The 22,421-nt window shown below is 41.8% G+C and carries 20 protein-coding genes and 3 pseudogenes; 7 read left to right on the forward strand and 16 right to left on the reverse strand.

Going from position 1 to position 22,421, the window contains the following annotated elements; all coding sequences use genetic code 11:
- Nucleotides 1–158: pseudogene (locus IEX94_RS19590) on the forward strand (spore gernimation protein); the annotation flags it as partial.
- A 277-nt stretch (nucleotides 159–435) separates the two neighbouring features.
- Here IEX94_RS19590 and hprK read toward each other — a convergent pair.
- The 5 genes from hprK to mqo all read right to left on the reverse strand — a co-directional run bounded on the left by hprK (nucleotide 436) and on the right by mqo (nucleotide 4,925).
- On the reverse strand, nucleotides 436–1,356 hold the full coding sequence (gene hprK / locus IEX94_RS02445; RefSeq protein WP_156856204.1) for an HPr(Ser) kinase/phosphatase: 921 nt from the start codon (nucleotides 1,354–1,356) through the stop codon (nucleotides 436–438).
- Between the two features lie 152 nt (nucleotides 1,357–1,508).
- Nucleotides 1,509–2,018 carry a QueT transporter family protein gene (locus tag IEX94_RS02450; protein ID WP_156856203.1) on the reverse strand — a complete coding sequence of 170 codons (510 nt, stop codon included), beginning with the start codon at nucleotides 2,016–2,018 and terminating at the stop codon, nucleotides 1,509–1,511.
- Between the two features lie 175 nt (nucleotides 2,019–2,193).
- Nucleotides 2,194–2,949, reverse strand: a complete 756-nt coding sequence (locus IEX94_RS02455) for a 3-oxoacyl-ACP reductase (protein ID WP_188855883.1) — start codon at nucleotides 2,947–2,949, stop codon at nucleotides 2,194–2,196.
- A 61-nt stretch (nucleotides 2,950–3,010) separates the two neighbouring features.
- Nucleotides 3,011–3,232, reverse strand: coding sequence for a DUF2829 domain-containing protein (locus tag IEX94_RS02460; RefSeq protein ID WP_188855884.1), 222 nt, complete (start codon nucleotides 3,230–3,232; stop codon nucleotides 3,011–3,013).
- Nucleotides 3,233–3,374: 142 nt separating this feature from the next.
- Nucleotides 3,375–4,925 carry a malate dehydrogenase (quinone) gene (gene mqo / locus IEX94_RS02465; protein WP_268239570.1) on the reverse strand — a complete coding sequence of 517 codons (1,551 nt, stop codon included), beginning with the start codon at nucleotides 4,923–4,925 and terminating at the stop codon, nucleotides 3,375–3,377.
- Between the two features lie 462 nt (nucleotides 4,926–5,387).
- Between mqo and IEX94_RS02470 the strand changes: the two genes are divergently transcribed.
- Entirely contained in the window at nucleotides 5,388–6,806 is a 1,419-nt protein-coding gene (locus IEX94_RS02470) for an aspartate ammonia-lyase (RefSeq protein ID WP_229782531.1), read from the forward strand.
- 19 nt (nucleotides 6,807–6,825) lie between these two features.
- Here IEX94_RS02470 and IEX94_RS02475 read toward each other — a convergent pair whose 3' ends face one another.
- Nucleotides 6,826–7,686, reverse strand: coding sequence for a TetR/AcrR family transcriptional regulator (locus tag IEX94_RS02475; protein ID WP_188855887.1), 861 nt, complete (start codon nucleotides 7,684–7,686; stop codon nucleotides 6,826–6,828).
- Nucleotides 7,687–7,785: 99 nt separating this feature from the next.
- Here IEX94_RS02475 and IEX94_RS02480 point away from each other — a divergent pair, with 99 nt between their 5' ends.
- Entirely contained in the window at nucleotides 7,786–10,869 is a 3,084-nt protein-coding gene (locus tag IEX94_RS02480; RefSeq protein WP_156856197.1) for an efflux RND transporter permease subunit, read from the forward strand.
- A gap of 134 nt (nucleotides 10,870–11,003) precedes the next feature.
- Here the strand turns inward: IEX94_RS02480 and IEX94_RS02485 are convergent, their stop codons facing one another.
- The 5 genes from IEX94_RS02485 to IEX94_RS02505 form a co-directional block, all read right to left on the reverse strand.
- Nucleotides 11,004–11,816, reverse strand: a complete 813-nt coding sequence (locus IEX94_RS02485; RefSeq protein ID WP_156856196.1) for a hypothetical protein — start codon at nucleotides 11,814–11,816, stop codon at nucleotides 11,004–11,006.
- A 306-nt stretch (nucleotides 11,817–12,122) separates the two neighbouring features.
- A complete protein-coding gene (locus tag IEX94_RS02490; protein ID WP_188855888.1) occupies nucleotides 12,123–12,392 on the reverse strand; it encodes a (Fe-S)-binding protein in 270 nt (89 codons plus the stop codon).
- 14 nt (nucleotides 12,393–12,406) lie between these two features.
- Nucleotides 12,407–12,652 carry a FadR/GntR family transcriptional regulator gene (locus tag IEX94_RS02495; protein WP_188855926.1) on the reverse strand — a complete coding sequence of 82 codons (246 nt, stop codon included), beginning with the start codon at nucleotides 12,650–12,652 and terminating at the stop codon, nucleotides 12,407–12,409.
- A gap of 140 nt (nucleotides 12,653–12,792) precedes the next feature.
- On the reverse strand, nucleotides 12,793–13,419 hold the full coding sequence (locus IEX94_RS02500; RefSeq protein WP_188855889.1) for a fumarylacetoacetate hydrolase family protein: 627 nt from the start codon (nucleotides 13,417–13,419) through the stop codon (nucleotides 12,793–12,795).
- Between the two features lie 605 nt (nucleotides 13,420–14,024).
- Complete coding sequence (locus IEX94_RS02505) at nucleotides 14,025–14,345, reverse strand: YflT domain-containing protein (RefSeq protein ID WP_188855890.1); 321 nt, start codon at nucleotides 14,343–14,345, stop codon at nucleotides 14,025–14,027.
- Nucleotides 14,346–14,675: 330 nt separating this feature from the next.
- Here IEX94_RS02505 and codB point away from each other — a divergent pair.
- Together codB and codA are read left to right on the forward strand one after the other, a co-directional pair.
- Nucleotides 14,676–15,934: pseudogene (gene codB / locus IEX94_RS02510) on the forward strand (cytosine permease).
- A pseudogene (gene codA / locus IEX94_RS02515) lies at nucleotides 15,924–17,193 on the forward strand (cytosine deaminase). The pseudogenes codB and codA overlap by 11 nt, the downstream one beginning before the upstream one ends.
- Before the next feature lie 117 nt (nucleotides 17,194–17,310).
- Here codA and IEX94_RS02520 read toward each other — a convergent pair.
- On the reverse strand, nucleotides 17,311–17,472 hold the full coding sequence (locus IEX94_RS02520) for a hypothetical protein (RefSeq protein WP_156856189.1): 162 nt from the start codon (nucleotides 17,470–17,472) through the stop codon (nucleotides 17,311–17,313).
- A 224-nt stretch (nucleotides 17,473–17,696) separates the two neighbouring features.
- Here IEX94_RS02520 and IEX94_RS02525 point away from each other — a divergent pair, with 224 nt between their 5' ends.
- A complete protein-coding gene (locus tag IEX94_RS02525; RefSeq protein WP_156856188.1) occupies nucleotides 17,697–18,212 on the forward strand; it encodes a DoxX family protein in 516 nt (171 codons plus the stop codon).
- Nucleotides 18,213–18,575: 363 nt separating this feature from the next.
- Nucleotides 18,576–19,337, forward strand: a complete 762-nt coding sequence (locus IEX94_RS02530) for a transposase (RefSeq protein ID WP_156856187.1) — start codon at nucleotides 18,576–18,578, stop codon at nucleotides 19,335–19,337.
- Nucleotides 19,338–19,434: 97 nt separating this feature from the next.
- Here IEX94_RS02530 and IEX94_RS02535 read toward each other — a convergent pair whose 3' ends face one another.
- The 4 genes from IEX94_RS02535 to IEX94_RS02550 all read right to left on the reverse strand — a co-directional run bounded on the left by IEX94_RS02535 (nucleotide 19,435) and on the right by IEX94_RS02550 (nucleotide 22,417).
- A complete protein-coding gene (locus IEX94_RS02535; protein ID WP_156856186.1) occupies nucleotides 19,435–20,013 on the reverse strand; it encodes a GbsR/MarR family transcriptional regulator in 579 nt (192 codons plus the stop codon).
- Nucleotides 20,014–20,173: 160 nt separating this feature from the next.
- Nucleotides 20,174–20,836, reverse strand: coding sequence for an ABC transporter permease (locus IEX94_RS02540; protein WP_156856185.1), 663 nt, complete (start codon nucleotides 20,834–20,836; stop codon nucleotides 20,174–20,176).
- A gap of 1 nt (nucleotide 20,837) precedes the next feature.
- Nucleotides 20,838–21,728 carry an osmoprotectant ABC transporter substrate-binding protein gene (locus IEX94_RS02545; protein ID WP_188855927.1) on the reverse strand — a complete coding sequence of 297 codons (891 nt, stop codon included), beginning with the start codon at nucleotides 21,726–21,728 and terminating at the stop codon, nucleotides 20,838–20,840.
- Between the two features lie 41 nt (nucleotides 21,729–21,769).
- Nucleotides 21,770–22,417: an ABC transporter permease gene (locus tag IEX94_RS02550; RefSeq protein WP_156856184.1), complete on the reverse strand. Its 648-nt coding sequence runs from the start codon at nucleotides 22,415–22,417 to the stop codon at nucleotides 21,770–21,772.
- Nucleotides 22,418–22,421: the final 4 nt, after the last annotated feature.

Genomic DNA, 22,421 nt, shown 5'->3' on the forward strand with positions numbered 1-22,421 from the left:
ATGAAGTATGGTTTGAAGATGCGAGAAGTGCTCAAGCCAAGTTTGATTTGGCAAAAGAGTTCAATCTTGGCGGGATCAGTTATTGGGCACTCGGCTACCCTTTCCCACAAAACTGGGAATTGCTGCGGGATAACTTTACGGTGAGGAAGAGAATCTGAAAGCGCAAAGGCGGATTCGCGGGCGCCTGGAACTGCGACTACTCGTCCTACCAAAAGATTTTCTAGTTACTCGTCGTATTGCAAGCTTTCTGGGTGGAGAAACTCTCCTCGCAAAGCTGCAAGAAGATTACCCTTAGGAGCTTACTCAAGAAGGAATTAAATTAGGCAATGCTTGAGCGCAGAGCGGACGTGGCTAGCCCAGGATACCTAAGTTATCACAGCATTTTAATTTATAGTTTCTTATCCAACGAGGAAAGGACAGCTTGATGGGCTGTCCTTAGTCATTTCCGTTATAATTTTCCGTTCGGTTGATGAATTCTTCGGCAGCACTGTAGCCTTGTTGTTTTAGATACCAGCTGTTTGCTGCTGCTTCAATTAAGCCTGCAACATCTCTTCCCGGCTGGAGCTGGATTTTAATATGAGGAATTTCAACTCCCATATAATTCGTATATTCTGTCTTTAATTCAAGATCATTGTTCAGCTCATTAGCTCCCCATTTGGTAAGCTCAATATCAAGGGCAATCCTCGTTTCTTCCTGGAACGCTTTCCTTCCGTAAACACGGACGATATTTAACAGTCCTACACTTCTTAGAGCAAGGAATTCTTTATTCATCTCATTATGTGTTCCAAGAATCGTCCGGTGACTGAGTTTTCTCAGCACGACAATATCATCAGCAACAAGACGATGCCCGCGCCCAATGAGCGTATAAGCGGTTTCACTTTTTCCGATTCCCGATTCACCGCGCAGAAGAATTCCAATACCGAACACATTCAGGCAAACGCCCGGTACAGCAATCTCCTCCGCAAGTGCTCTACCTAAATAAGCGTCCAATTTAGAAATGAACTCATACGTAGAATCATTCGTCCGAAGCAATGGAATTCGCTCCTGGTTGCAGTACTGTTCAAGATAGGTCAATTCTTCCTGCCCCCGCGTCACAATAAAGCAAGGAGGATGATAATTGACAATGTTGCCGATTCTTTGTTTCCTTTCTTCCACACTAAGCGATTTCAAGTAATTTATTTCCGTTAGTCCGAGAACTTGCACGCGTTCCGTTGGGAAAAAATCAAAATAACCGATAAACTCGAGGCCAGGCCGGTGCGATTTATTCTTCGATACCTTTCTGTCGAGACTATCTTCTCCTGCGAGAATTTCCAAGGATAATTCTTTCGCAATTCGTTCTACACTAATCGTTTTCACTTTTCCACCTAATTTCTCCTTTTCATGTGAGTATCCGTTTCAGCGATAATGGTATCTATTATACAATATATTACCACATATATTAAGGAAACATGGAAATTTAACAAAAATAATAAAAGCCAGATCGGAAGTCCGAAAATCTGGCTTTAAACTCATTGGGTCAAATCTATCTTTTTACTTGTATAGTACATAATGAATCCGCCAATTGTCATGGAGAGTAACTCACCAATAGCAACCGTAAGATAAGACCACCAAAATGGCAGATCGAATATTAAATAAAGTTGCACAGCGACACTAAACATCGATAACGTAGCGATAAAAGCTGTGACAATAAATTTAGCTTTTACATTTTTTATATTCTTGGTCACTGCCCTAGCGACAAGCAAAACTGCAAGGGTCGCGAGTCCGCCAATTGGCACATCGATAAACCACATCGGTGACATGAAGTTTGCAATTACAACTCCCAAGAAAACTGCAACGACATATCGTTTGTGAAATAATGCCAAGTAATTGAACATTTCGGATAAGCGGAGCTGGATTGGCCCAAAGCTAATGACAGATAAAATGAGGGTGACCGCCATATATAATGCGGCAACTAAGGAAATTTTCACTATACTCCTTGTAGAAGTCAGTGACTCTTCGTGTGCTATAGAACTATTCATTTGATAAACTCCTTTGTAAAATAGCAAATTGCTATTTTAGTAATAATTATGGCCAAAGGATCGGACAAGTGCCCTACAAAGTGCCATAATACAAGCAAAAAAGCTTGCCAGATGAGTATAACAAAAAACCCTTCTTTTGCATAGAAGGATTTTTGTGGAAAATAGTTATGATACGCTATTTAACAGTCCAACCGCCATCGACTGGAATGACAGCACCATGAATATAACCTGCCGCGCTGCTAGCAAGATATAAAGTAAGGTTCGCAACCTCTTCTGGTTCAGCCCAGCGCCCAGCCGGCGTCTCTTCTGCTACCCAGCTTGCCATCTCGCCTCCATTTACGAAGTCCTTAGCATTCATTGGAGTCCGGATCGCCCCAGGCGCGATCGCGTTTACCCGGATTCCTTTTCTGCTGAAATCATAGGCAAGTTGCTTCGTATAGCCAACAATTGCATGCTTTGAAGCTGTATACGCTGCTCCTCCGCCTCCCGCGACAAGCCCGGCAATCGATGCAGTATTCACAATAACCCCTTGTTCCCATTTCAACATATGGGGAAGGATATAATTCGTAACGTGGTAGATTCCTTTTACGTTTGTATTAAATACGTCATCCCATAATTCCTCTGTCGTATCGAGCGTCGTTTTGTAATCATCGAGGATGCCTGCTGTATTCACCAGAATATCAATTCGGACATATTCCCTTAACGCTTGATGGACAGCTTCTGCGACTTCTGACTTTTCCGCGACATTCGCACACCAGAACGCAAATGTCTCCGGATATGCCTGTTTTAATACCTGCAGGCCGGTTTCATTCTGATCCACCCCAAAAACAGAAGCGCCTTGCTTTAAGAAGGCTTCTGCCTGTGCATATCCAATACCCGAAGCTGCACCTGTAATAAAAACCGTCTTCCCGTCATACTCTGAAAAATTCAAGCATCATCATCCTTTTAACATTTTTTATATTAAAAAAGAGCCCATTAAAAAAGGCTCGTCTTTATTTGACTACTTCCCAATCTTCCGCAAGCAGGTCACAAACAGTCGGAGTGAACATTGTATACCCTTCACCCTCGACATTTATTAATAAATATGGATTCAGTTTTTCACCATCGATTGTACTTTCACCAACAAGTTTGACATATAATTCAGCACCCGGCCAATCGGAACGGATTATCTTTTCACCTGCACGAAGACGTGGCAAAACCTCTTCAAATTTCATTGCGAAACCACCCTTTCTTTATATATAAAAGTATAGAGGATACATGAATTGATTTCAAATTTACCGGGACACGGGGTCAGAGCATTTGTCCCACTGCTCAAAAAAACACCCACATACTTGCGGGTGTTTCTCAAATTATTTATTATACACTTGCCAGCAATTCGGGTTCTTTTGTTTCGTTTAACTCAAGTGCCTTAGAGGTTGATTCTTTGATTTCACGCAGTAATTCCGGATTTTCACGTAATTTCATTCCATAGGATGGAACCATTTCTTTAATTTTCGGTTCCCATTCTTCCATCCGTTCCGGGAAACAGCGATTCAAGATATCCAACATAACCTGTACGGCAGTGGATGCACCTGGTGAAGCACCGAGTAATGCAGCAACTGTTCCGTCCGCACCTGTAATTACCTCGGTACCAAACTGTAATGTTCCTTTTCCGCCGTGATCCGTATCTTTAATGACTTGGACACGCTGTCCAGCAACAATCAAGTCCCAGTCCTCACTCTTCGCATTCGGAATGAATTCACGAAGTTCTTTCATCCGCTGTTCTTTTGATTGCAGCACTTGTGTCACTAAATATTTCGTAAGCGGCAACTCCTTCGCTCCTGCTGCAAGCATCGTAAATACGTTGCTCGGTTTTACCGAAGTAATTAAGTCCATATTGGAACCCGTCTTCAAGAACTTTGGTGAAAATCCGGCATACGGACCGAATAATAATTGCTTCTCATTATTGATATAGCGTGTATCCAAATGCGGTACGGACATTGGTGGTGCACCGACCTTCGCTTTACCGTACACTTTCGCATTATGCTGTTCCACGATTTCTGGATTATTACATACCATGAAGATTCCGCTAACCGGGAACCCGCCGATATGCTTGCTCTCTGGAATGCCTGTTTTTTGTAAAAGATGCAAGCTACCACCGCCACCGCCAATAAAGACGAATTTCGCAAAATGGCTTTCCGTCTTACCAGTTTCCAAGTTTTTCACTTTGACTTCCCAGCCTCCCCGTTTTTGCTTCAGATCTTCCACTTCATGATTGTACTGGATATCTGCTCCAGTCTCGTCTAGATGTTCAAATAACTTCCGAGTTAAAGCGCCAAAGTTCACATCTGTTCCACTATCAATCTTCGTCGCGGCAATCCCATCTTCAAGTACGCGGTCATTCATCATAAGCGGCAGCCATTCCGCTAATGTTGCAGGGTTCTCCGTGTATTTAATATCTTCAAACAAAGGATTTTCCTTCATCAATTCATAACGTTTCTTTAAAAATTCGACATTCTTTTCACCTTGGACTAAGCTAATGTGCGGCAACGCTCTAATAAACTTCTCCGGATCCTGCAATAAGCCTTTCTTTACAAGATAGGACCAGAACTGCAAGGAAACTTGGAACTGCTCATTCACATTATTTGCCTTTGTTACATCGATTGTGCCATCTGGATTTTCAGTCGTATAGTTTAACTCACATAATGCGGCATGCCCTGTACCAGCATTATTTAATTCATGTGAACTCTCTTCCCCTGCTTTCTCAAGCTTCTCAAACACTGTAATGTTCCACTCCGGCGCCAATTCATGCAATAGCGTACCAAGCGTTGCACTCATAATTCCAGCACCGATTAAAATAACATCTGTGTTCTCCCTTTTATTCATACTATCCTCTTCCTTATCTGTATATTTTGAACAACGGCGCAAGCACCCTTACAGGCTAAGTACGCGATTCGTTACGCGGACGCCTGTACCAGCGTATCCAGTAGTCGCAGCAACGTACAAACTGTTCCTTCCAGAACGGAAGGTAGTTCGGTGTTGCCCCACTGAATGAGTTTCACTTTATAGTTTCCTTTGCTCCTCCAAAAAATGAAAGTGCTTCCACAAATTCAATTGACTTAAGAACCCAATAGATTCTGCCCATAGATAAATTCATATAGTTGTAACACTATTATTTTAGCATATTCCCTAAATCTGCTCCAGCATTCCGCATGAAAACAGTTTTTTATGATTAAATGAGGAGCAATAACGGATAAGTTATCCATTATTCGTCTTAAAAGCTTGTCAAGCTACTGACAAGTGATAAGAAAAATTGTACAATGGAATATGAATTGTTCATGATATTCAACATAACGGTATGTTAAATATAGAATGGAAAGGGATGCGGGAATGGAAGTACGTGTGGAGAAAGATTTTTTAGGTGAAGTAGAGATACCTGACACCGCCTATTATGGTGTACAAAGCGTGAGGGCAAGGGATAATTTCCCCATCACAGGCTACAAGACGGATGTGACACTTATCCGGGCAATTGGTTTTGTTAAAAAAGCTGCTGCGATGACGAATGCCGAGCTCGGTCAACTGGATAAGCAGCTCGCTGAAGCAATTGTAACAGCTTCGGAGGAAATAATTAGCGGGAAATTTGATGACCAATTTATCGTCGACCCAATTCAAGGTGGAGCGGGAACTTCCTTCAATATGAATGCAAATGAAATTATCGCGAACCGAGCACTCGAATTATTAGGCGAAAAGAAAGGCAACTACAGTATTATTAGCCCGAACTCGCATGTCAATATGGCACAATCAACAAATGATGTTTTCCCAACTTCAGTAAATATAGCACTTATCGAACGCCTACATCATCTCGTTGATAAAATTGCCAAGCTTGTCGATGCCTTAAAGTCAAAATCTGAGGAATTCGATAATGTCATTAAAATGGGAAGAACCCATCTGCAGGATGCTGTTCCAATCCGTCTTGGCCAAGAATTCATTGGCTACCATTCTGTTATTGATCGTGACCTAGAGCGAATCAGTAAATCAATCAAAGGCTTACGCTCCATCAACCTCGGTGGAACATCTGTTGGAACTGGACTCAACGCCCTGCCGGAATACACGGAGAAAGCTGTTGACTACTTAGCAGAACTCACAGGCTTTGAACTGAAAAGCAGTGAGAGCCTGATTGATGCTACTCAGAATACAGATGTCTATACCGAAGTGTCTGGCATGCTGAAAATCCATGCATTAAATATATCGAAAGTCGCTAATGACTTACGCCTGATGAGTTCCGGTCCGACTGCAGGACTTGGAGAAATCAATCTTCCGGCACGTCAAAGCGGCTCTTCCATCATGCCAGGTAAAGTAAATCCGGTTATTTGTGAAGTAATTAGCCAAGTCGCTTATCAAGTTGTTGGGAATGACGCAACAATTGGAATGGCAGCAGAAAACGGACAGCTTGAATTGAACGTAATGAAGCCGGTCCTTGTATTCAACCTTCTCGAATCCATTTCTATTTTAGAAAATGGAATTCAGATCTTTAAAGAATATGCTATTGAAGGAATGACTGCGAATATCGAACATTGCCGGAATATGGTCGAACGCAGTATTTCTCTCGTAACCGCGATTAATCCATATGTTGGTTATGAAAAAGCAACTGAAGTCGCCCGGATTGCAATTGAGACAAATCGTCCGATCCGTGAAATCTGTATTAAAAACGGAATTCTTACAGAAAAAGAAGTCGATACGATCCTCGACTTAAATAACTTAACTTCCCCTGGAATTGCTGGGAGAGATAAAGTATATGCAGGGAAATAAGTAATTAAAAACGGTCGGTTCAGGAACTATTCCTAACCGACCATTTATTTTGCCGTTCAAAATAATATTGCAGTACATAGGTAGCCCGCTTGCATTGGGGGTGTGCTTCGATATTTTTCAGTAATCCTTTAATAACCGCTTGATGCAATGAGGGATTCACCAGCTCGTTTTTTAACATAAGAATGGATTCTTTTTCCACAGATTCTTCCAGCAAAGCAATCGTCTCATCAAGAATCGCGTAAACCCTCTCCTTTGTAATCGATGTTCCCTGTGACCCTTTTAGCATAATGTAGGCATCTTCTGTAATTGCCGGTTGGCTCGTATGTTTAGCCAAAATATGCGTCTTTTCTACAAGTGATTCAGCGAGCTGTTTTGCGTCAAAGGGCAGATCTGTAAGTAGCAATATTTCCATATAACTCTTCATGAGGCCAAGAATCGTATAGACAAGGTCATATTTGTTCTCCAACACTTTTTCTCCATACACCTTTTCAAGCATCGTTAAAATCAATTCTTGCATCCGTTCATTATAGCCACTGATTTGCGTAATAAATTCCTCATCCAAAAAGTGAACTTGCTCTTTCATAAAGATTTTTGCGAATCCCGATTGCTTCAAAAAGCGTTCAAAGTGATATTCATAAAAATTATAGAGTAGTTGATCGGAAGCGCCTTCACTGACCGCTTGGTCAACACCGGTAATAAACTCCCGTAAAAATTTATGAATTAAGGCCATAATCAGTTCATCCTTCGATTTGAATGAAAGATAAAAGGCTCCTTTTGATATACCAGAACGTTCCGTGATTTCTTGGACAGATGTTGCACGGAACCCTTGCTCAGCAAAAAGCTCCATTGCTTTTTCCATAATTAACTTTCTTTTTTCCATTTTTATCGTCCTGCTTTCCGCTATTTCTATTGACTTCTGACCTGCTGGTCATATATTATAGAAAAATGAGTTTAAAATGTCAACAAAGGGACGGTGCAAATGAAAAGTATAGCTAATTTCGTTATGAAGAACAAACTTGCGGTATGGTTACTCACCATTATCGTAACTGCTAGTGGTATTTATGCCGGGACTCAGATGAAAACAGAGTCCATTCCAGATATATCCATTCCTTATTTAATGGTGATGGATGTTTATCCAGGGGCAACCGCGGAACAGGTGATGGAGGATATATCCATCCCGCTTGAACGAGCGGTTGAAGACCTGGAAGATGTAAAAAATGTTTACTCTGACTCCTCTTCCAGCCTTTCCAGTATTCAAATTGAATATGAATATGGAGTTGATATGGCGGAGAAACGTCGTGAATTGCAGGACGCAATTGAAGGCGTCAACCTGCCAGAAGATGCCCAAGAACCGACGATTACAGCAATTAGTCTTGATATGATGCCGGTTCTTGCATTAAGCATCAGTAGTACAGAAGAAGACATTGTCGAGCTTACATCAACTGTAGATGAAGTCATTCTGCCAAAAATTGAAAAGTTGGACGGAGTAGCCTCTGCTACAATGGCCGGTCATCATGTAGAAGAAGTACAGCTTACATTCGATGAAGCCGCCATGGAAGAACTCGAGCTCGATGAAGAAACGGTAAGAGATATGATCCAGGCAAGTGACATGGCCGTTTCCCTCGGTCTGTTTGAGTTTACAGAAGGAGAAGAAGCTGTTGCCGTTGACGGGAAATTCACGACGGCGGAAGAACTGGAAGAGATGGTTATTCCAGTCACACCATCAGAAGAAAATCCTGTACCATTTGTAGAACTTGCTGATATTGCAGAAATCGAAACAGTCGGTAAGGTCGAGTCCATCTCCCGTACAAACGGAGAAGATGCGATTGGGATTCAAATTGTTAAAGGCCAGCAAGCAAACACAGTTGATGTTGTTAATGCGGTCAAGGATTTAATGGAAGAAGAACAGGATCGATTGGACGGACTTGTTGTAGATGTTTCGCTTGACCAAGGAGAACCAATTGAAGATTCCGTTAGCACAATGGTGGAAAAAGCACTATTCGGTGGAATAATTGCTGTTATGATTATCCTGCTTTTCTTACGGGATATTAAATCCACAATTATTTCCATCATTTCCATTCCAGTTTCTATTTTCACGGCTTTCCTGATCTTGAACTGGCTGGATATTACAATGAATATTATGACCCTCGGTGCGGTAACGGTTGCCATCGGACGGGTTATTGACGACTCGATAGTTGTTGTTGAGAATATTTATCGACGACTTCACTTGAAAGACGAACAACTTAGAGGGCGTGCATTAATCCGTGAAGCAACCATTGAGATGTTTAAACCTATCCTTTCGTCCACTTTAGTGACGATTGCGGTATTTGCCCCAATGGTCTTTATCGGTGGTATGGTTGGCGAACTATTCATGCCGTTTGCTTTAACGATGTCTCTAGCATTGCTCGCATCCTTACTTGTCGCAATTACAATTGTTCCGGCGTTATCCCATACATTGTTCAAGAAGAAATTATATGGTGACCGGACTGAAGTGAAACATAAAAAACAAGGAAAAATAACACAGGGATATAAGAAGTTCCTGAACTGGACATTAAATCATAAATTCATTACATCCTTTCTTGCAATTGCCCTACTCGTTGGAAGCTTATTCTTAACACCATTGATTGGCTTCAGTTTCCTAGGCAGTGATGAGGAAAAAGTGATGTATATCACCTATTCACCAGAACCAGGTGAGTTAATGGATGATACACTTGAAAATGTGGCAGAAGTAGAAGATAAGCTAATTGCCCGGGATGATACAGAAATTGTCCAGCTTTCCATTAATGATTCCACATCTCCTGAATCAGCGATGATGGGTACTGGTGGCGGCGGAGCACTAATCTTCGTTACGTTCGATGAGGATATGGAAAACTTCCCTGAAGTACGAGATGAAATTAAAGATTATATTACGGAAATCGGCCACTCTGGAGAATGGATCAGCCAGGACTTCTCTATGGATATAGGCTCGAATGAGCTAAGCTATACATTCTACAGTGAAAATCGAAATGATTTAAATGAAGCTGTTCGGATGGTTGAAGAAGTTATGACTGAAAATGAGCGCTTGGAAGATGTAACGTCGACTGCAGAAGGTGCATACGTCGAGCATATCTTGAAAGTTGATCAAGCGGATCTCCTGCAATATGGTTTAACAACAGGACAAATCGTCGGTATACTAAGCAATTCCTCTACAGAAGATGTACTGACAACGGTAGAAAAAGATGGTGAAACTCTTGACGTTATCGTTCAGCAAGAAGCAGAAACAGAAGCAACTTCAATTGATGAATTACTTGAATTAGAAGTACCTGTACCTGCTCAGCCAGGAACCGTACTTCCGTTATCTGAATTAGTATCTGTGGAAGAGGATTCAACGGTTGCTACATTGTCCAGAAGTAATAACCAATACTATGCGACCGTATCGGGAACGATTCTAGATCAAGATATTTCACAAGCAACTTCAGAGCTTGATGAGGCAATTGAAGATCTTGAACTGCCTCGAGGTGTGGAAGTAGGCATTGCCGGGGTTGCAGCTGATATGGAAGAAACATTTGAAAAGCTTGGTGTTGCGATGCTTGCCGCAATTGCGATTGTTTACTTCATCCTAGTTGTTACCTTTAGTGAAGGAATTGCCCCATTCGCAGTTCTATTCTCCCTTCCATTTGCAGTTATTGGATCTTTCATTGGTCTATACTTGACTGGTGACACCATTTCCGTAACGGTAATGATGGGACTCTTGATGCTAATTGGTATCATTGTCACGAACGCGATTGTGCTTGTCGACCGGATCATCCGGATGGAACGCAGCGGTATGTCGCTTCGTGAAGCGATTATCGAAGGTGGAGGCACACGTCTCCGTCCAATTCTGATGACAGCTATCGCGACAATCGGAGCCCTTATCCCACTTGCTGTTACAGGTGGCGGAGGACTTGTATCAAGAGACTTAGGTATCACCGTTATCGGTGGACTCGCAAGTTCGACACTCCTTACACTCATTATCGTACCAGTGGTATATGAAATGTTAAGTAAACTCTTTAAGAAAGACCGTAAAAATATTAGAGAAGATTAATCGAAAAGGACGACCAGAATATTCTGGCCGTCCTTTTTAATTGGCGGGAGGGACATTGGGAGGGACATTGGGAGGGACATTGGGGTCAGAGCATCTGTCCCACTGGGACAGATGCTCTGACCCCAATGTCCCGATTAAAATCCGAAATCTATTCCAGTTAGTAGGTACGTGGCGACGAGCAGTACTAGCAGGTAGCCTGCGCTGAGCCAGAACATGTCAAACTTCGGTTTCTTCACATTAACCAAGAATAGATAAATATGAATCATACCAAAAAGCATCAGACCAAACACATACATAATCATAAAGTATTCAATAGCAAGTAAACCAAAAAGTACGAAAACGATACAAAATACGAGCACAAACGGGATGTTTACTGTAACGTATTTCGTCAGCAATAATTTATGTTCCATTTTTCGGTTTCCAAAATAGGATAGCATGTAATATAAAGTAAAATAGCCAACCGCAAACGTGACGAGCCAACCAAACATCGTCTTGAAAAGAAACTCAATCCCTATCGAACTGCCAAAAAAGCTTCCTAAACCACCAAACATATTGTCCATAAGGTTTTTCACAGAGAAATATGCGAACACTCCAAGGATAAAAGATAAAAGAACGAATATAATGACACTTGTTTCTAAACTAATTGAACGGTTGGAGTTAATGACCGAATGCGGTTTGATAATCGCATCTTTTAATATCCCTTTTGATTCATTCAGACTCCTATCAAAATTGAAATTTACTTTTTTATCTTTGGAATCTGTTTCTTTTTGCTGATTTTCATTTACATTAGATGGTTGTTGAACGTTCTCTTGATGTGTGGGTTGGATCTCTTCTTGGCAAGTTGAAGCATGCTGATGAATAGTTTGTTCTTGCGGAGAAGCTGTAGATTTCTCATCTGTCCCCTTCTCGTAATCCCCTTCTAACTGTTGACCATTGTTTTTGTCCATGCTGCTGGTTCCTCCCTTTTTAGTATACTTTTTATACTATATATCACCCTACTACACGCAACATCTACGATAATAGGATGTTCCCTAGCCGAAGTCGGATGGGAAAGTGCCACCATTTTCCATTCTCTTTTATCCAACCATAACTCTAACCAAATCACAATGGACTTATGACATAGGCACATCGATTGAAAAAGCGCGGATTATTGATGTATCAACAAATCCCGCGCTTTTTAATTTTTTGGGACAGGGGGTCAGAGCATCTGTCCCAGTGGGACAAATGCTCTGACCCCAATTGTCCCACTCGGACTATTCAATATAATTTACGATATTATAAATACCCGCTGAACCACAGCACATATTTTTGTCTGGCAGTTCGAGATAAGTAATCCCTAGCAACTCCAGCGGCTTATTCTCCCGTTTTTGAACATTTGTCATATGGCGGGACGGCTGGTAGGTTATAACTTTATTAATCTCTTTCGTACACGGTAAGCGTAATTCTCTCAAAATGACACTAATATCCACATTCTTTCTAGCAAATTGCTCTGCTCGTTCCGCCCAGTCTGTATCATCCGCCAATAACTTATCGTATTCTACGAGTTGTGCGCCACAGCCCCCGATGCTGTTAATTTATACAATAAATCTTGCCGGGAATCTTCATTGATAAACATACCGACGCCAGGCCGGACGGTAATGATGCCGGAAGATTCCAGAACGGTTACAGCTTCTTTCACGGACGTCTGGGAGATGCCGAACATTTCCGCAAGTGCTCGCTCGGATGGAAGATTTTCCCCTGGGGAAATTTGTCCGTTTGCAATGGAAGTTTTGATTTGTTGTATATCGTTTGATAGATTCTTTTTCGTTTTTTAATTGGTGCAAATTCCATAGAAAACCTCCAATCTGGCCAGTGGCTAGGTGGACAGTCCACAATCGGTTTAGAAAAAAGAAACATGACATTCCTGTTTCCTTTTTCTAACACTTATGATCGTTTGCTTACCGTAAATCTGCCTTTTACTTCATTTCCCCATTTTAATGTGTATTCTTCTCCGTCTGTAATCGGTCCAACGCCCTCGGGGGTACCAGTATAAATGATATCGCCTTTTGACAAACCAATTTCTTCATAGATGTATTCTAGCAACGCTTGGAAACTAAAAATAACGGATTGGATATTTCCCTGCTGAACCGTCTCCCCGTCACGTTCCAAGGAGAATTCCACATCTTTTATTTGTTCCACACCAGGAAAGTCCCAAAACCCCGTCACAATTGCTGCATTCCTGAATCCTTTCGCAACAAACCATGGATGCCCCTTTTTCTTTAGATTCGATTGAATATCTCTTAGTGTTAAATCAATACCTAGCGCCATTTGTGTAACGATTTCCTCTACTGTGAAACCGCGCTCCACTTCATTCCCGATATAAAGGACAATTTCCAGTTCATGATGGATATCACCGCGATTAGCTGGAAAAGATAAGACGCTACCATCCGCAGAAGCAAGCGCACTTGTCGGTTTTGAAAATACTAAAGGTTGATCTGGTACTTCGTTTCCTAGTTCCAGCGCATGATTTTTATAATTACGTCCGATACAAAATATGTTCTTAATTTCCATGATTTTTCCTCTCCTTCCTTCAGCTACATAACACGGGGATGATTCAACTTGATACGTGCTTTCGTTAAGTGACCCGCTACTGCTGCTCGAGCTACCTCGGCATACTCTTACGTCCGTTACTTTCGCTCCCTTGAAGTTCTGCCTTATCTCGTACAGTCGCATACACATCCCCATGATGATTATTTAAAGCTAGAATACATCGTTTTTTGAAATCTGTCATCTTCTCCTTTGGGACATGGGGTCAGAGCATTTGTCCCATCTGGGACAAGTGCTCTGACCCCAATGTCCCACTGTCTGACTTTAAATTATGGAATAAACAGCATACAGGCAAACACCTTGCACTTGAATGGATGAAACGGAGAAAATGGATAATCTGTAAGGTGCAGAAAGTAATGAGGAAATACGTGGAAAACCTTCCGGATAAGATGTTGAAAACGGAACATCCACCTTTGTAACGGTATTGGGAAGGGAAGACGCGAGGAAATTGTGGGACGATTACTTCCCAAGCTGCCGAAACGCTAAATCTTTGAGCGGGACATGGGGTCAGAGCTTTTGTCCCAGAAATCTGGGACAAGTGCTCTGACCCCAATGTCCCGCACGTTGTGTTATTTTTTTGCGACGACTATCAAATAGCCTTTGTCGAGTTCTGCTTCATATCTGTCTGCCTCTGCTTCTGTAAGGCCAAGGTTTTCAAATTGATTCCGGAGTTCGTCACCACGGGAACGGAAGACATTTGCGATTTTATCCAGGATGCCCTCTTCCTCCATGCCTACTTGATTCACATGCAGATTTTCTGATAGCTTGTCCGTTAGGTCTGGCTCGTGGGCAATAACATAAATTTCATCTTTTGTATAACCTTGTAGCATTAATTGGTCGATCTTCTCTTTTGCCTTCACACTATTTTCAACAACATAAACATTTTCCATTATTAAAAACCTCCTAAGCAGTTTACTAGTTTATGCTTCTCTTTTGCTTTCATTCTATGTTTAACCGCTTCAGAGAAAATAAAACATTTTCTTGCGGAATACGAATTACCCTGCTATAATGAACACTAACTAAATACTGGTATCTTTAATTCAGTCCTGTGAGGCTGACAAGAACAGCGGGTAAGTAGAGGATGCGTCTGCAATCGATATACTGTAGATGCCTATCTTTATATTTAAAAGAGGCTAATTGTCAGCATATACTGATGATTGGCCTCTTTTTTACTTCCTCATGTATAGAAAATGGATACCAGCTAATGAGGAGGATACAAAATGAAAAAATTTGATCCGGAATTTTCTCGGCAAGCTGTCCCAATGGGAAATCGTAATAGCTTTTGGAAAATCTTATCTGTGATGCTTGGAATGACATTTTTCTCAGCAAGTATGCTCGCAGGTGGAGAGCTCGGACTTGGTCTCACCTTCACACAATTTATGCTAATTGTTTTGATTGGGAACTTCATTTTAGGAATTTACACTGGTTCCCTTGCTTTTATCGCGGCTAAAACTGGTTTATCGACCCATTTGCTAGCAAAATATGCCTTTGGAGAAAAAGGTTCACACCTGCCTTCTTTCCTGCTTGGCTTTACACAAGTCGGCTGGTTTGGGGTTGGGGTTGCCATGTTTGCGATTCCTGTTGCAAAAATTCTCGGCTGGAATGTGTACGCCCTGATTTTCCTGTTTGGGTTTGCAATGACAGCGAGCGCATTGTACGGGATGAAATCGCTCGTCGTACTTGGATATATTGCAGTACCAGCGATTGCGATACTTGGTACATATTCCATGTTTCACGCGACAGAAGTAATTGGTGGTCTGCAAGGTCTCATTTCCTACGAACCCGTAACATCTATTTCCGTGGCAGCTGCGCTTACGATTTGTATTAGATCTTTCATTAGCGCCGGTTCACTCACACCGGACTTTACCCGTTTTTCCAAATCACCGCGCCAAGCCGTAACGGCAACGGTCATCGCCTTTTTACTGGGTAACTCACTCATGTTTATTTGCGGTGCTTTCGGTGCGACGGCATATGGCCTTGCTGAGATTTCCGAAGTTCTCTTTCTACAGGGATTGGTTATCCCAGCGATTGTTGTCCTTGGCTTAAATATTTGGACAACGAATGACAATGCGCTTTACGCTTCCGGATTAGCCTTTGCTAATATCACGAACATGCCGAAGAAATTATTTGTCATCATCAATGGACTCGTCGGAACGCTTTTTGCAATGTGGATGTACAGTAATTTTGTTGGATTTCTCAATGTGCTTGGAGCGGCAATTCCTTCCATTGGAGCTATTATAATTGCAGACTATTTCTTTATACGCAAGCGGAAATATGCTGAATTTGAGAAAATGCATTTTCAAAAAGTGAACTGGATTGCGATGATTGCTTGGGTACCGGAGTTAGTTTGGCCCAATTCGCACCAGGGATCAGTCCGTTAAATGCCCTGATTGGCACTGGGATGGTATATATTATATTAACGAAAATTTTACCTGAAAGAATTTTTGTAAAAGGGGTTGCTATGACAAATGATCATTAAAAATTGTACATTACGTGGACAAGATGGTACATTCCATATCATGATTCAAGATGGTGTTTTTGAAAAAATTACCGCAGATGAAAAGGAGTTGCCCGAGGATAAGGAAATCCTTGATGTCGGGGGTGCTCTCGTCCTTCCACCGTTTATCGAGCCTCATATTCATTTGGATACGACATTGACAGCTGGAGAGCCTGAGTGGAACAAGAGCGGTACATTGTTTGAAGGGATTCAGCGCTGGACCGAGCGGAAGGAAACATTGACGGAAGAAGATGTAAAAAAACGGACGAAAACCGTGCTCGAATGGCAAATCGCTCAAGGGATTCAGCATGTCCAGACCCATGTTGATGTGACAGATCCTGATCTGACGGCTTTAAAGGCAATGCTTGCTGTGAAGGAAGAGATGAGCGATTATCTCGACCTGCAAGTTGTAGCTTTTCCGCAAGAGGGAATTCTATCTTATCCGAACGGTGAAGACCTTCTTCGGGAGTCGCTCAAGCTTGGAGCTGACGTTGTTGGCGGGATTCCTCATTTTGAATTCACTCGGGAGTATGGCGTCGAATCCTTGAAGATCGCTTTTGATCTTGCCGAAGAATATGACCGGCTAATCGATATCCATTGTGATGAAATTGATGATGAGCAATCCCGATTTGTTGAAGTTGTTGCTGCGGAGGCGTTAAAGCGTGGGCTAGGTGCAAAAACGACTGCAAGCCATACAACAGCGATGGGATCTTATAATAATGCTTATACGTATAAATTATTCGGATTATTGAAGAAGGCAGACATTAACTTTGTATCGAATCCGCTTATTAACATTCATTTACAGGGGCGTTTTGATACGTATCCGAAACAGGCGGGGACTCACACGGGTAAAAGAATTGCTGGAATCGGATTTGAATGTTTGCTTCGGTCACGATGATGTTTTTGACCCGTGGTATCCTTTAGGAACTGGAAATATGCTGCAAGTATTGCATATGGGCATCCATGTCGCGCAGTTGATGGGCTATGAGGAAATTGTTAATTCAATCGATTTGGTTACTGCAAACAGTGCACGCACCTTGCATATTGAAGATCGGTACGGAATTGAAGCTGGAAAACCAGCAAACTTTATTGTTTTAGGGGCAGAAAATGAGTATGAGGCGATTCGGAAACAAACAATTGTCCGCTACGCCTTCCGAAACGGTAAGAAAATCGCCGAAACAAAACCAAGCGAAACCCATATCAACCTCAACACAAAAAAAGAAATCACCTTTACAAGATAGACAAGTGGTGGGACATTGGGGTTGGCAAGTGGTGGGACATTGGGGTCAGAGCACTTGTCCCAAAAAAGCGGGGACAGTTGCTCTGACCCCAATGTCCCTCTATTCATTATCAGCTTATTAAGATAACGAGTGGTTTCTACCGGATTTTTTTAGTTTCAATGTTTTATAGATTTTACTCACATTATAGCGAACAGATTCAGCCGGCTGTTCCAGTTCTTCAGCAATTTCTTGATTGTTTTTCTTTAGAAATATTAAATCATCAATAATAACAATCTTCATCCTAAACACCCTCTATTTTAAATAAACCTATCCAATCCCTAGTATAATGAGCCAAACTAAACAATTTCTAAACGGGAAAGGGACAAGTGCTCTGACCCCCTGTCCCCATTTTTAAATTGTTACAATGCGGTGAAGTATATTGCATTTTCACGTTGAATACAGTATATTTAAATTGTAAGAGATAGTGAAACATTTCACAATATAATATGTGAGGAGATAAACAAATGAAAAACTTTATTAAAGGACCTCAGATGGCGGTTGTTTGGACAGTATTGCGGGTTTGGTTAGGTGTACAATGGTTGACTGCGGGTTGGGGTAAAGTAGTTGGCGGATTTGATGCCGGCGGGTTTCTGCAAGGTGTACTTGCCAATGCAACAGGCGAAGCCCCTACAGTACAAGCATGGTACGCAACATTTGTCGAAGGCTTTGCTATTCCGAATGTCGGTTTAATAAATATCTTAATCCCGTGGGGAGAACTCTTGGTAGGTATCGGTTTAATACTTGGTGCAGCTACTATTCCTGCTTTAATCGCTGGTGCATTCATGAACCTTAATTTCTTACTTGCAGGAACATTGAGTACAAACCCTATACTTTACACGCTTGCGATTGTGCTTTTATTCACAGGTGCAGCAAGTTATTACTACGGTGTCGACCGTTTTATTGCTCCATATATCAAAGCACGCTTCAATAAAAAAGCAAAAACAAAACCAACAGATAAAACAGTTAACTTCCCAGCATAAACTGGGACAAATACACTGACCCTGTGTCCCGATTGGGACATGGGGTCAGTGTATTTGTCCCGATTAATATATTATTAAAAGTTTGGCGATTTACGTTTTCAGTTGGTATACCTGAGGTAAATGATACTTTTGATCTCTTACATTACGATGATAATTCCCATTTCCCCCTCTATTTTCCAGAAATAGCTTCCCCTTTACTGTAAATCCTCTATTTGCTTCTTCTTTTCGAACCGTCTATGATAAATGCTAGCATCCTTTCCCCGTCTTTTCTCCTATATACCCTATCATTAATTCTTTCAACATCTCATCTTTTTTCAGAAACGCATATCTTTTTTAAATAAACCAGGAAGGGAGGATATTTTTGTGGCGAGAAAGCCGCGTAAAAAAAGTTTAAGTGGGATTTATCATGTCATGCTGCGTGGGATTAATAAGCAAACAATTTTCGAGGATAAGAATGACAGATACAGATTTATGCAGACATTGGCATATGTTAAAAAGAAAAGTGGTCTTTTACTCTATGGTTATTGTTTAATGGATAACCATGTCCACCTGTTGATTGAAGAAAGAGAAGAATCAATTTCTAAAGCGATTCAGCGCCTAAGTTCAAGCTATGTTCTTTGGTACAATCGGAAATACGATCGAACAGGTCACTTGTTTCAAGGAAGATTTAGAAGTGAAACAATAGAGTCTGTCCGCTCTTTTTTAAAAGTACTTCGTTATATTCACCAAAACCCCGTTCAGGCGGGACTTGCTAGTGACGCCATAACATCTAAATGGACAAGCATGCAAGAATATTTAGGCAAACCTTCACTTGTGGATACCGAAGTTGCCGTTCAATTATTCGCTTTAGACAGGGAGAAGGCAATTCGATTATTTATCGAATTTATGCTGCTTCAACATGAAGATGAGTTTATGAATAATACAGGCAAAAAAGTTCTTGAGGATGCAGAAGTTATGAATTTTCTAACGGAGATAGGTATAAGCAACATAAGCCACCTGCAAAAAATGGGGAAAAGTGAAAGAGATGCAGTCATTCGTGAATTAAAAGCACTAAAAGGTATCACCATTCGACAACTCTCACGCATTACCGGAATCCCAAAAAGTGTCATCGCTCGTGTGAAATAAAATGGGACATTGGGGTTGGGACATTGGGGTCAGAGTAAATGTCCCACTGGGACAAATCCTCTGACCCCACTGTCCCTCTGACCCCACTGTCCCTCTCCTAATCATCAAGAAGTGGAATGTCCTGATGTTTCGTTTCATTGGTGCGATTTATTGGAACGTGGTTGAAGATTTCACCACTTTCAAAGAACTCGGCAACTCTGCGAATCCAATCGTGGTAATCCATCCACTCCTGTAACTCTTCAAGTAGGTCGTCAACCTGCTTTTCTTCCTCTATCGATAATTCCGGGGATTCCTTTATTTGTTTTAATCTATTTTTAAGCCTTGGCTCAAAGCTTCTGTTACGCATAATCGCTTTTTGCCAAGAGGAATTGAATAAGGTAATAAAGGTTTCATAATGATCTTTTTCAAGTTGATATAAATCTTTCCGCACACCTTTTTTGAAAACCCGGACAAGCATATCCATATCAAGCATTTCGCGAACCACTTGACTCATCCGTGTTTTACTCATTCCAGTTTCGGCGGATAACTCATCGAGTGTCATCGGCTCACGATTCAAATAAATAATCCCCAGTATACGTCCGACAGTCGTAGAGACCCCGAATGTGCTCATGATATCGGAAATTCGATCAATAAATTGTGTTCGTATCTCATTAATATTCTCTCTATGAATTGTCATCGTTCTCCTTCCTTCAGTCGCTAGCCAAACTATAGTAGTACGTAAACTCTTTGCCGTTATTACTATAATATGTTTAAGGCGAATAAAAAAGTATTTTCAATCGAAATTCCAAGAAAAGTACCCAATGATTGGGACAAATGCTCTGACCCCATGTCCCATTCTAGGAGGCTTGCGGCTTGGACGGTTTTACCGGGTGAAGTTTCCGTTCAATCCAGCCCATCGCCAAGTCTGCAATAATCGCCATAAAGGCTGTCGGGATTGCCCCAGCTAAAATAATTGCTGTCCCGTCCGTTGCATTCGTGCCAGTAATAATAATAGCGCCAAGACCGCCTGCACCGACGAACGCACCGATCGCCGCAATCCCGATGCCAATGACAATAGCAGTCCGAAGCCCAGCCATTATAACACTGATCGCTAACGGCAACTCTACCATTCGCAGTACTTGAAAGCGTGTCATGCCAGATGCATAAGCCGCTTCCACAACATTTTCATCTACACCTTTCATGCCAACATACGTATTTTGCGTAATCGGCAAGATGGAATAAAGCGCCAAGGTGAATACCGCCGTATTTACACCGAGTCCAAAGACCATCATAATAATCGCCATAGCACCTAACGCGGGAATCGTCTGAATAATACTTCCGAGGGACAATACCCATCCACTCAATTTACCGTATTTAGCAATGAGGATACCGAGTGGAATTGCGATAATAGCTGCAAATAATACACCATATGCAGCCATCAAGAAATGTCTGTAAAATTCAACCCAAATATAACCCGCATTCATACTGACATAGGTGAAGAACTCTTGCAGTATTTCCATCTCACTCTTCCCCCTTTACGTCTTCAAAATAATTGTTTTCCTCGAGGAAATCCTTCGCTACTTGCCGAGGATTAATCAGCAAAACATCTGCCTGATAATTCAATTCCTGCATCTGTTCTGTAGAAATTTGCCCGTGCAACCGTTCAAGCATGTGAACCATTTCCGGATATTGCTCTAACGTTTCATTCGCAACGACAGGTGACGCATCGTATGGCGGGAAAAAGCGGCGGTCGTCTTCAAGCACTTTTAAATCAAATTCTTTAATTCTACCATCTGAAGAATAGGCAAGCACAACATCCATACTACCTGATGCCGCGGCTTGATAAACGAGCCCAATGTTCATCGGATATACTTCTCCAAAGGAAAAATACATTTCTTGAAATCCATCATACCCGTCCCCTTTCCGGTTGACCCATGAGTTATCCACGCCAAAGCGCAAATCATCTGCAAAAGGTTCCAAATCGGAAACGGTTTCGATATTATTTTCTTCGGCAAATTCAGAGGTAATCGCAATTGCATACGTGTTTTCAAAACCATAGGTTGGCCCCCATAGTTGGTTGAATCGCCCTTCAAATTCCCGTTCCACAATTTCCAATGCCGCATCGGGATCTCTCACAGGTTCCATACCGAGTGCCCCGGATAAATCCGTCCCTGTGTATCTTGAAGCCGTGATATCCAGATCACCTCGCACCATTCCTTGATGCTGAACGATGGAAGAACCAAGATGTGTCACGAGTTCTGTATTTGCACCAGTCTCTCTTTCTATCATAAGCGACAACATTTCTGCTAATATATGAGATTCTGACGTTGCTATTGCCCCGATTTTAATCGTATTAGCGGCCGAACCAGTAAGTCCTGGTAAGGAGCAGCCAGTTAGCGTCAGAAGTAACATGAGTCCTATAATTCCTTTTCTCAAGTAATCCACCTCCAAAATTATCCTGCTGCTTTATATGATTCTCTTAATCCTTTTGGCATCATTCTAGTTTCTAGACCAGCAAGGGACCGATCAGCAATGACAGCAAGAATCGTTGCCGGAATGGTTCCAGCTAAAATTAAATCCGGACGATAAAGGTTTAGGCCATCGAAAATAAAGTCACCAAGCCCTCCCCCGCCGATAAATGCAGCTAAGGTTGCCCAACCGATGAGATAAACGGTGGACAAACGTATTCCTGCCATAATCACCGGTAAAGCAAGAGGAAATTCCATTTTTAAAATAGACTGCCATGTGCTCATTCCCATACCTTTCCCTGCTTCAACAACAGACTGATCGACTCCCTGGACACCGACATACGTATTCCGTAAAATAGGCAGCAAGGAATAGAAAAATAATGCGACGATTGCCGGCAATTTTCCAACTCCCAAAAAGGGAATAAAAAAGGCAAGTATAGCCAAGCTTGGAATCGTTTGTAGCACCCCAATGAAAGAAATAAAGCGATCAGCAAACTTTGGTGCCCTGGATAGTAAAATTCCGAGCGGTACAGCTACGACAATTCCTAGTACAATTGCTGCGAGAGAAATATAGAGATGTTCCCACGTTTTAAATAGCAATTCACTTCCATGGGTTGAAAAAAATTCCATCATTTAT

The sequence above is a fragment of the Oceanobacillus indicireducens genome (assembly GCF_014647195.1).
GTDB lineage: Bacteria > Bacillota > Bacilli > Bacillales > Amphibacillaceae > Oceanobacillus > Oceanobacillus indicireducens.

Bases quoted from the DNA above. Each gene is read 5' to 3' on its own strand.
- IEX94_RS02535 (WP_156856186.1), bottom strand. From the start codon at position 20,013: ATGACAATTCATAGAGAGAATATTAATGAGATACGAACACAATTTATT.
- IEX94_RS02475 (WP_188855887.1), bottom strand. From the start codon at position 7,686: ATGGAAAAAAGAAAGTTAATTATGGAAAAAGCAATGGAGCTTTTTGCT.
- IEX94_RS02525 (WP_156856188.1), top strand. From the start codon at position 17,697: ATGAAAAACTTTATTAAAGGACCTCAGATGGCGGTTGTTTGGACAGTA.
- IEX94_RS02540 (WP_156856185.1), bottom strand. From the start codon at position 20,836: ATGGAAATACTGCAAGAGTTCTTCACCTATGTCAGTATGAATGCGGGT.
- IEX94_RS02505 (WP_188855890.1), bottom strand. From the start codon at position 14,345: ATGGAAAATGTTTATGTTGTTGAAAATAGTGTGAAGGCAAAAGAGAAG.
- IEX94_RS02500 (WP_188855889.1), bottom strand. From the start codon at position 13,419: ATGGAAATTAAGAACATATTTTGTATCGGACGTAATTATAAAAATCAT.
- IEX94_RS02520 (WP_156856189.1), bottom strand. From the start codon at position 17,472: ATGAAGATTGTTATTATTGATGATTTAATATTTCTAAAGAAAAACAAT.
- IEX94_RS02485 (WP_156856196.1), bottom strand. From the start codon at position 11,816: ATGGACAAAAACAATGGTCAACAGTTAGAAGGGGATTACGAGAAGGGG.
- IEX94_RS02550 (WP_156856184.1), bottom strand. From the start codon at position 22,417: ATGATGGAATTTTTTTCAACCCATGGAAGTGAATTGCTATTTAAAACG.
- IEX94_RS02480 (WP_156856197.1), top strand. From the start codon at position 7,786: ATGAAAAGTATAGCTAATTTCGTTATGAAGAACAAACTTGCGGTATGG.
- IEX94_RS02470 (WP_229782531.1), top strand. From the start codon at position 5,388: ATGGAAGTACGTGTGGAGAAAGATTTTTTAGGTGAAGTAGAGATACCT.
- IEX94_RS02450 (WP_156856203.1), bottom strand. From the start codon at position 2,018: ATGAATAGTTCTATAGCACACGAAGAGTCACTGACTTCTACAAGGAGT.
- IEX94_RS02460 (WP_188855884.1), bottom strand. From the start codon at position 3,232: ATGAAATTTGAAGAGGTTTTGCCACGTCTTCGTGCAGGTGAAAAGATA.
- IEX94_RS02545 (WP_188855927.1), bottom strand. From the start codon at position 21,728: ATGTTACTTCTGACGCTAACTGGCTGCTCCTTACCAGGACTTACTGGT.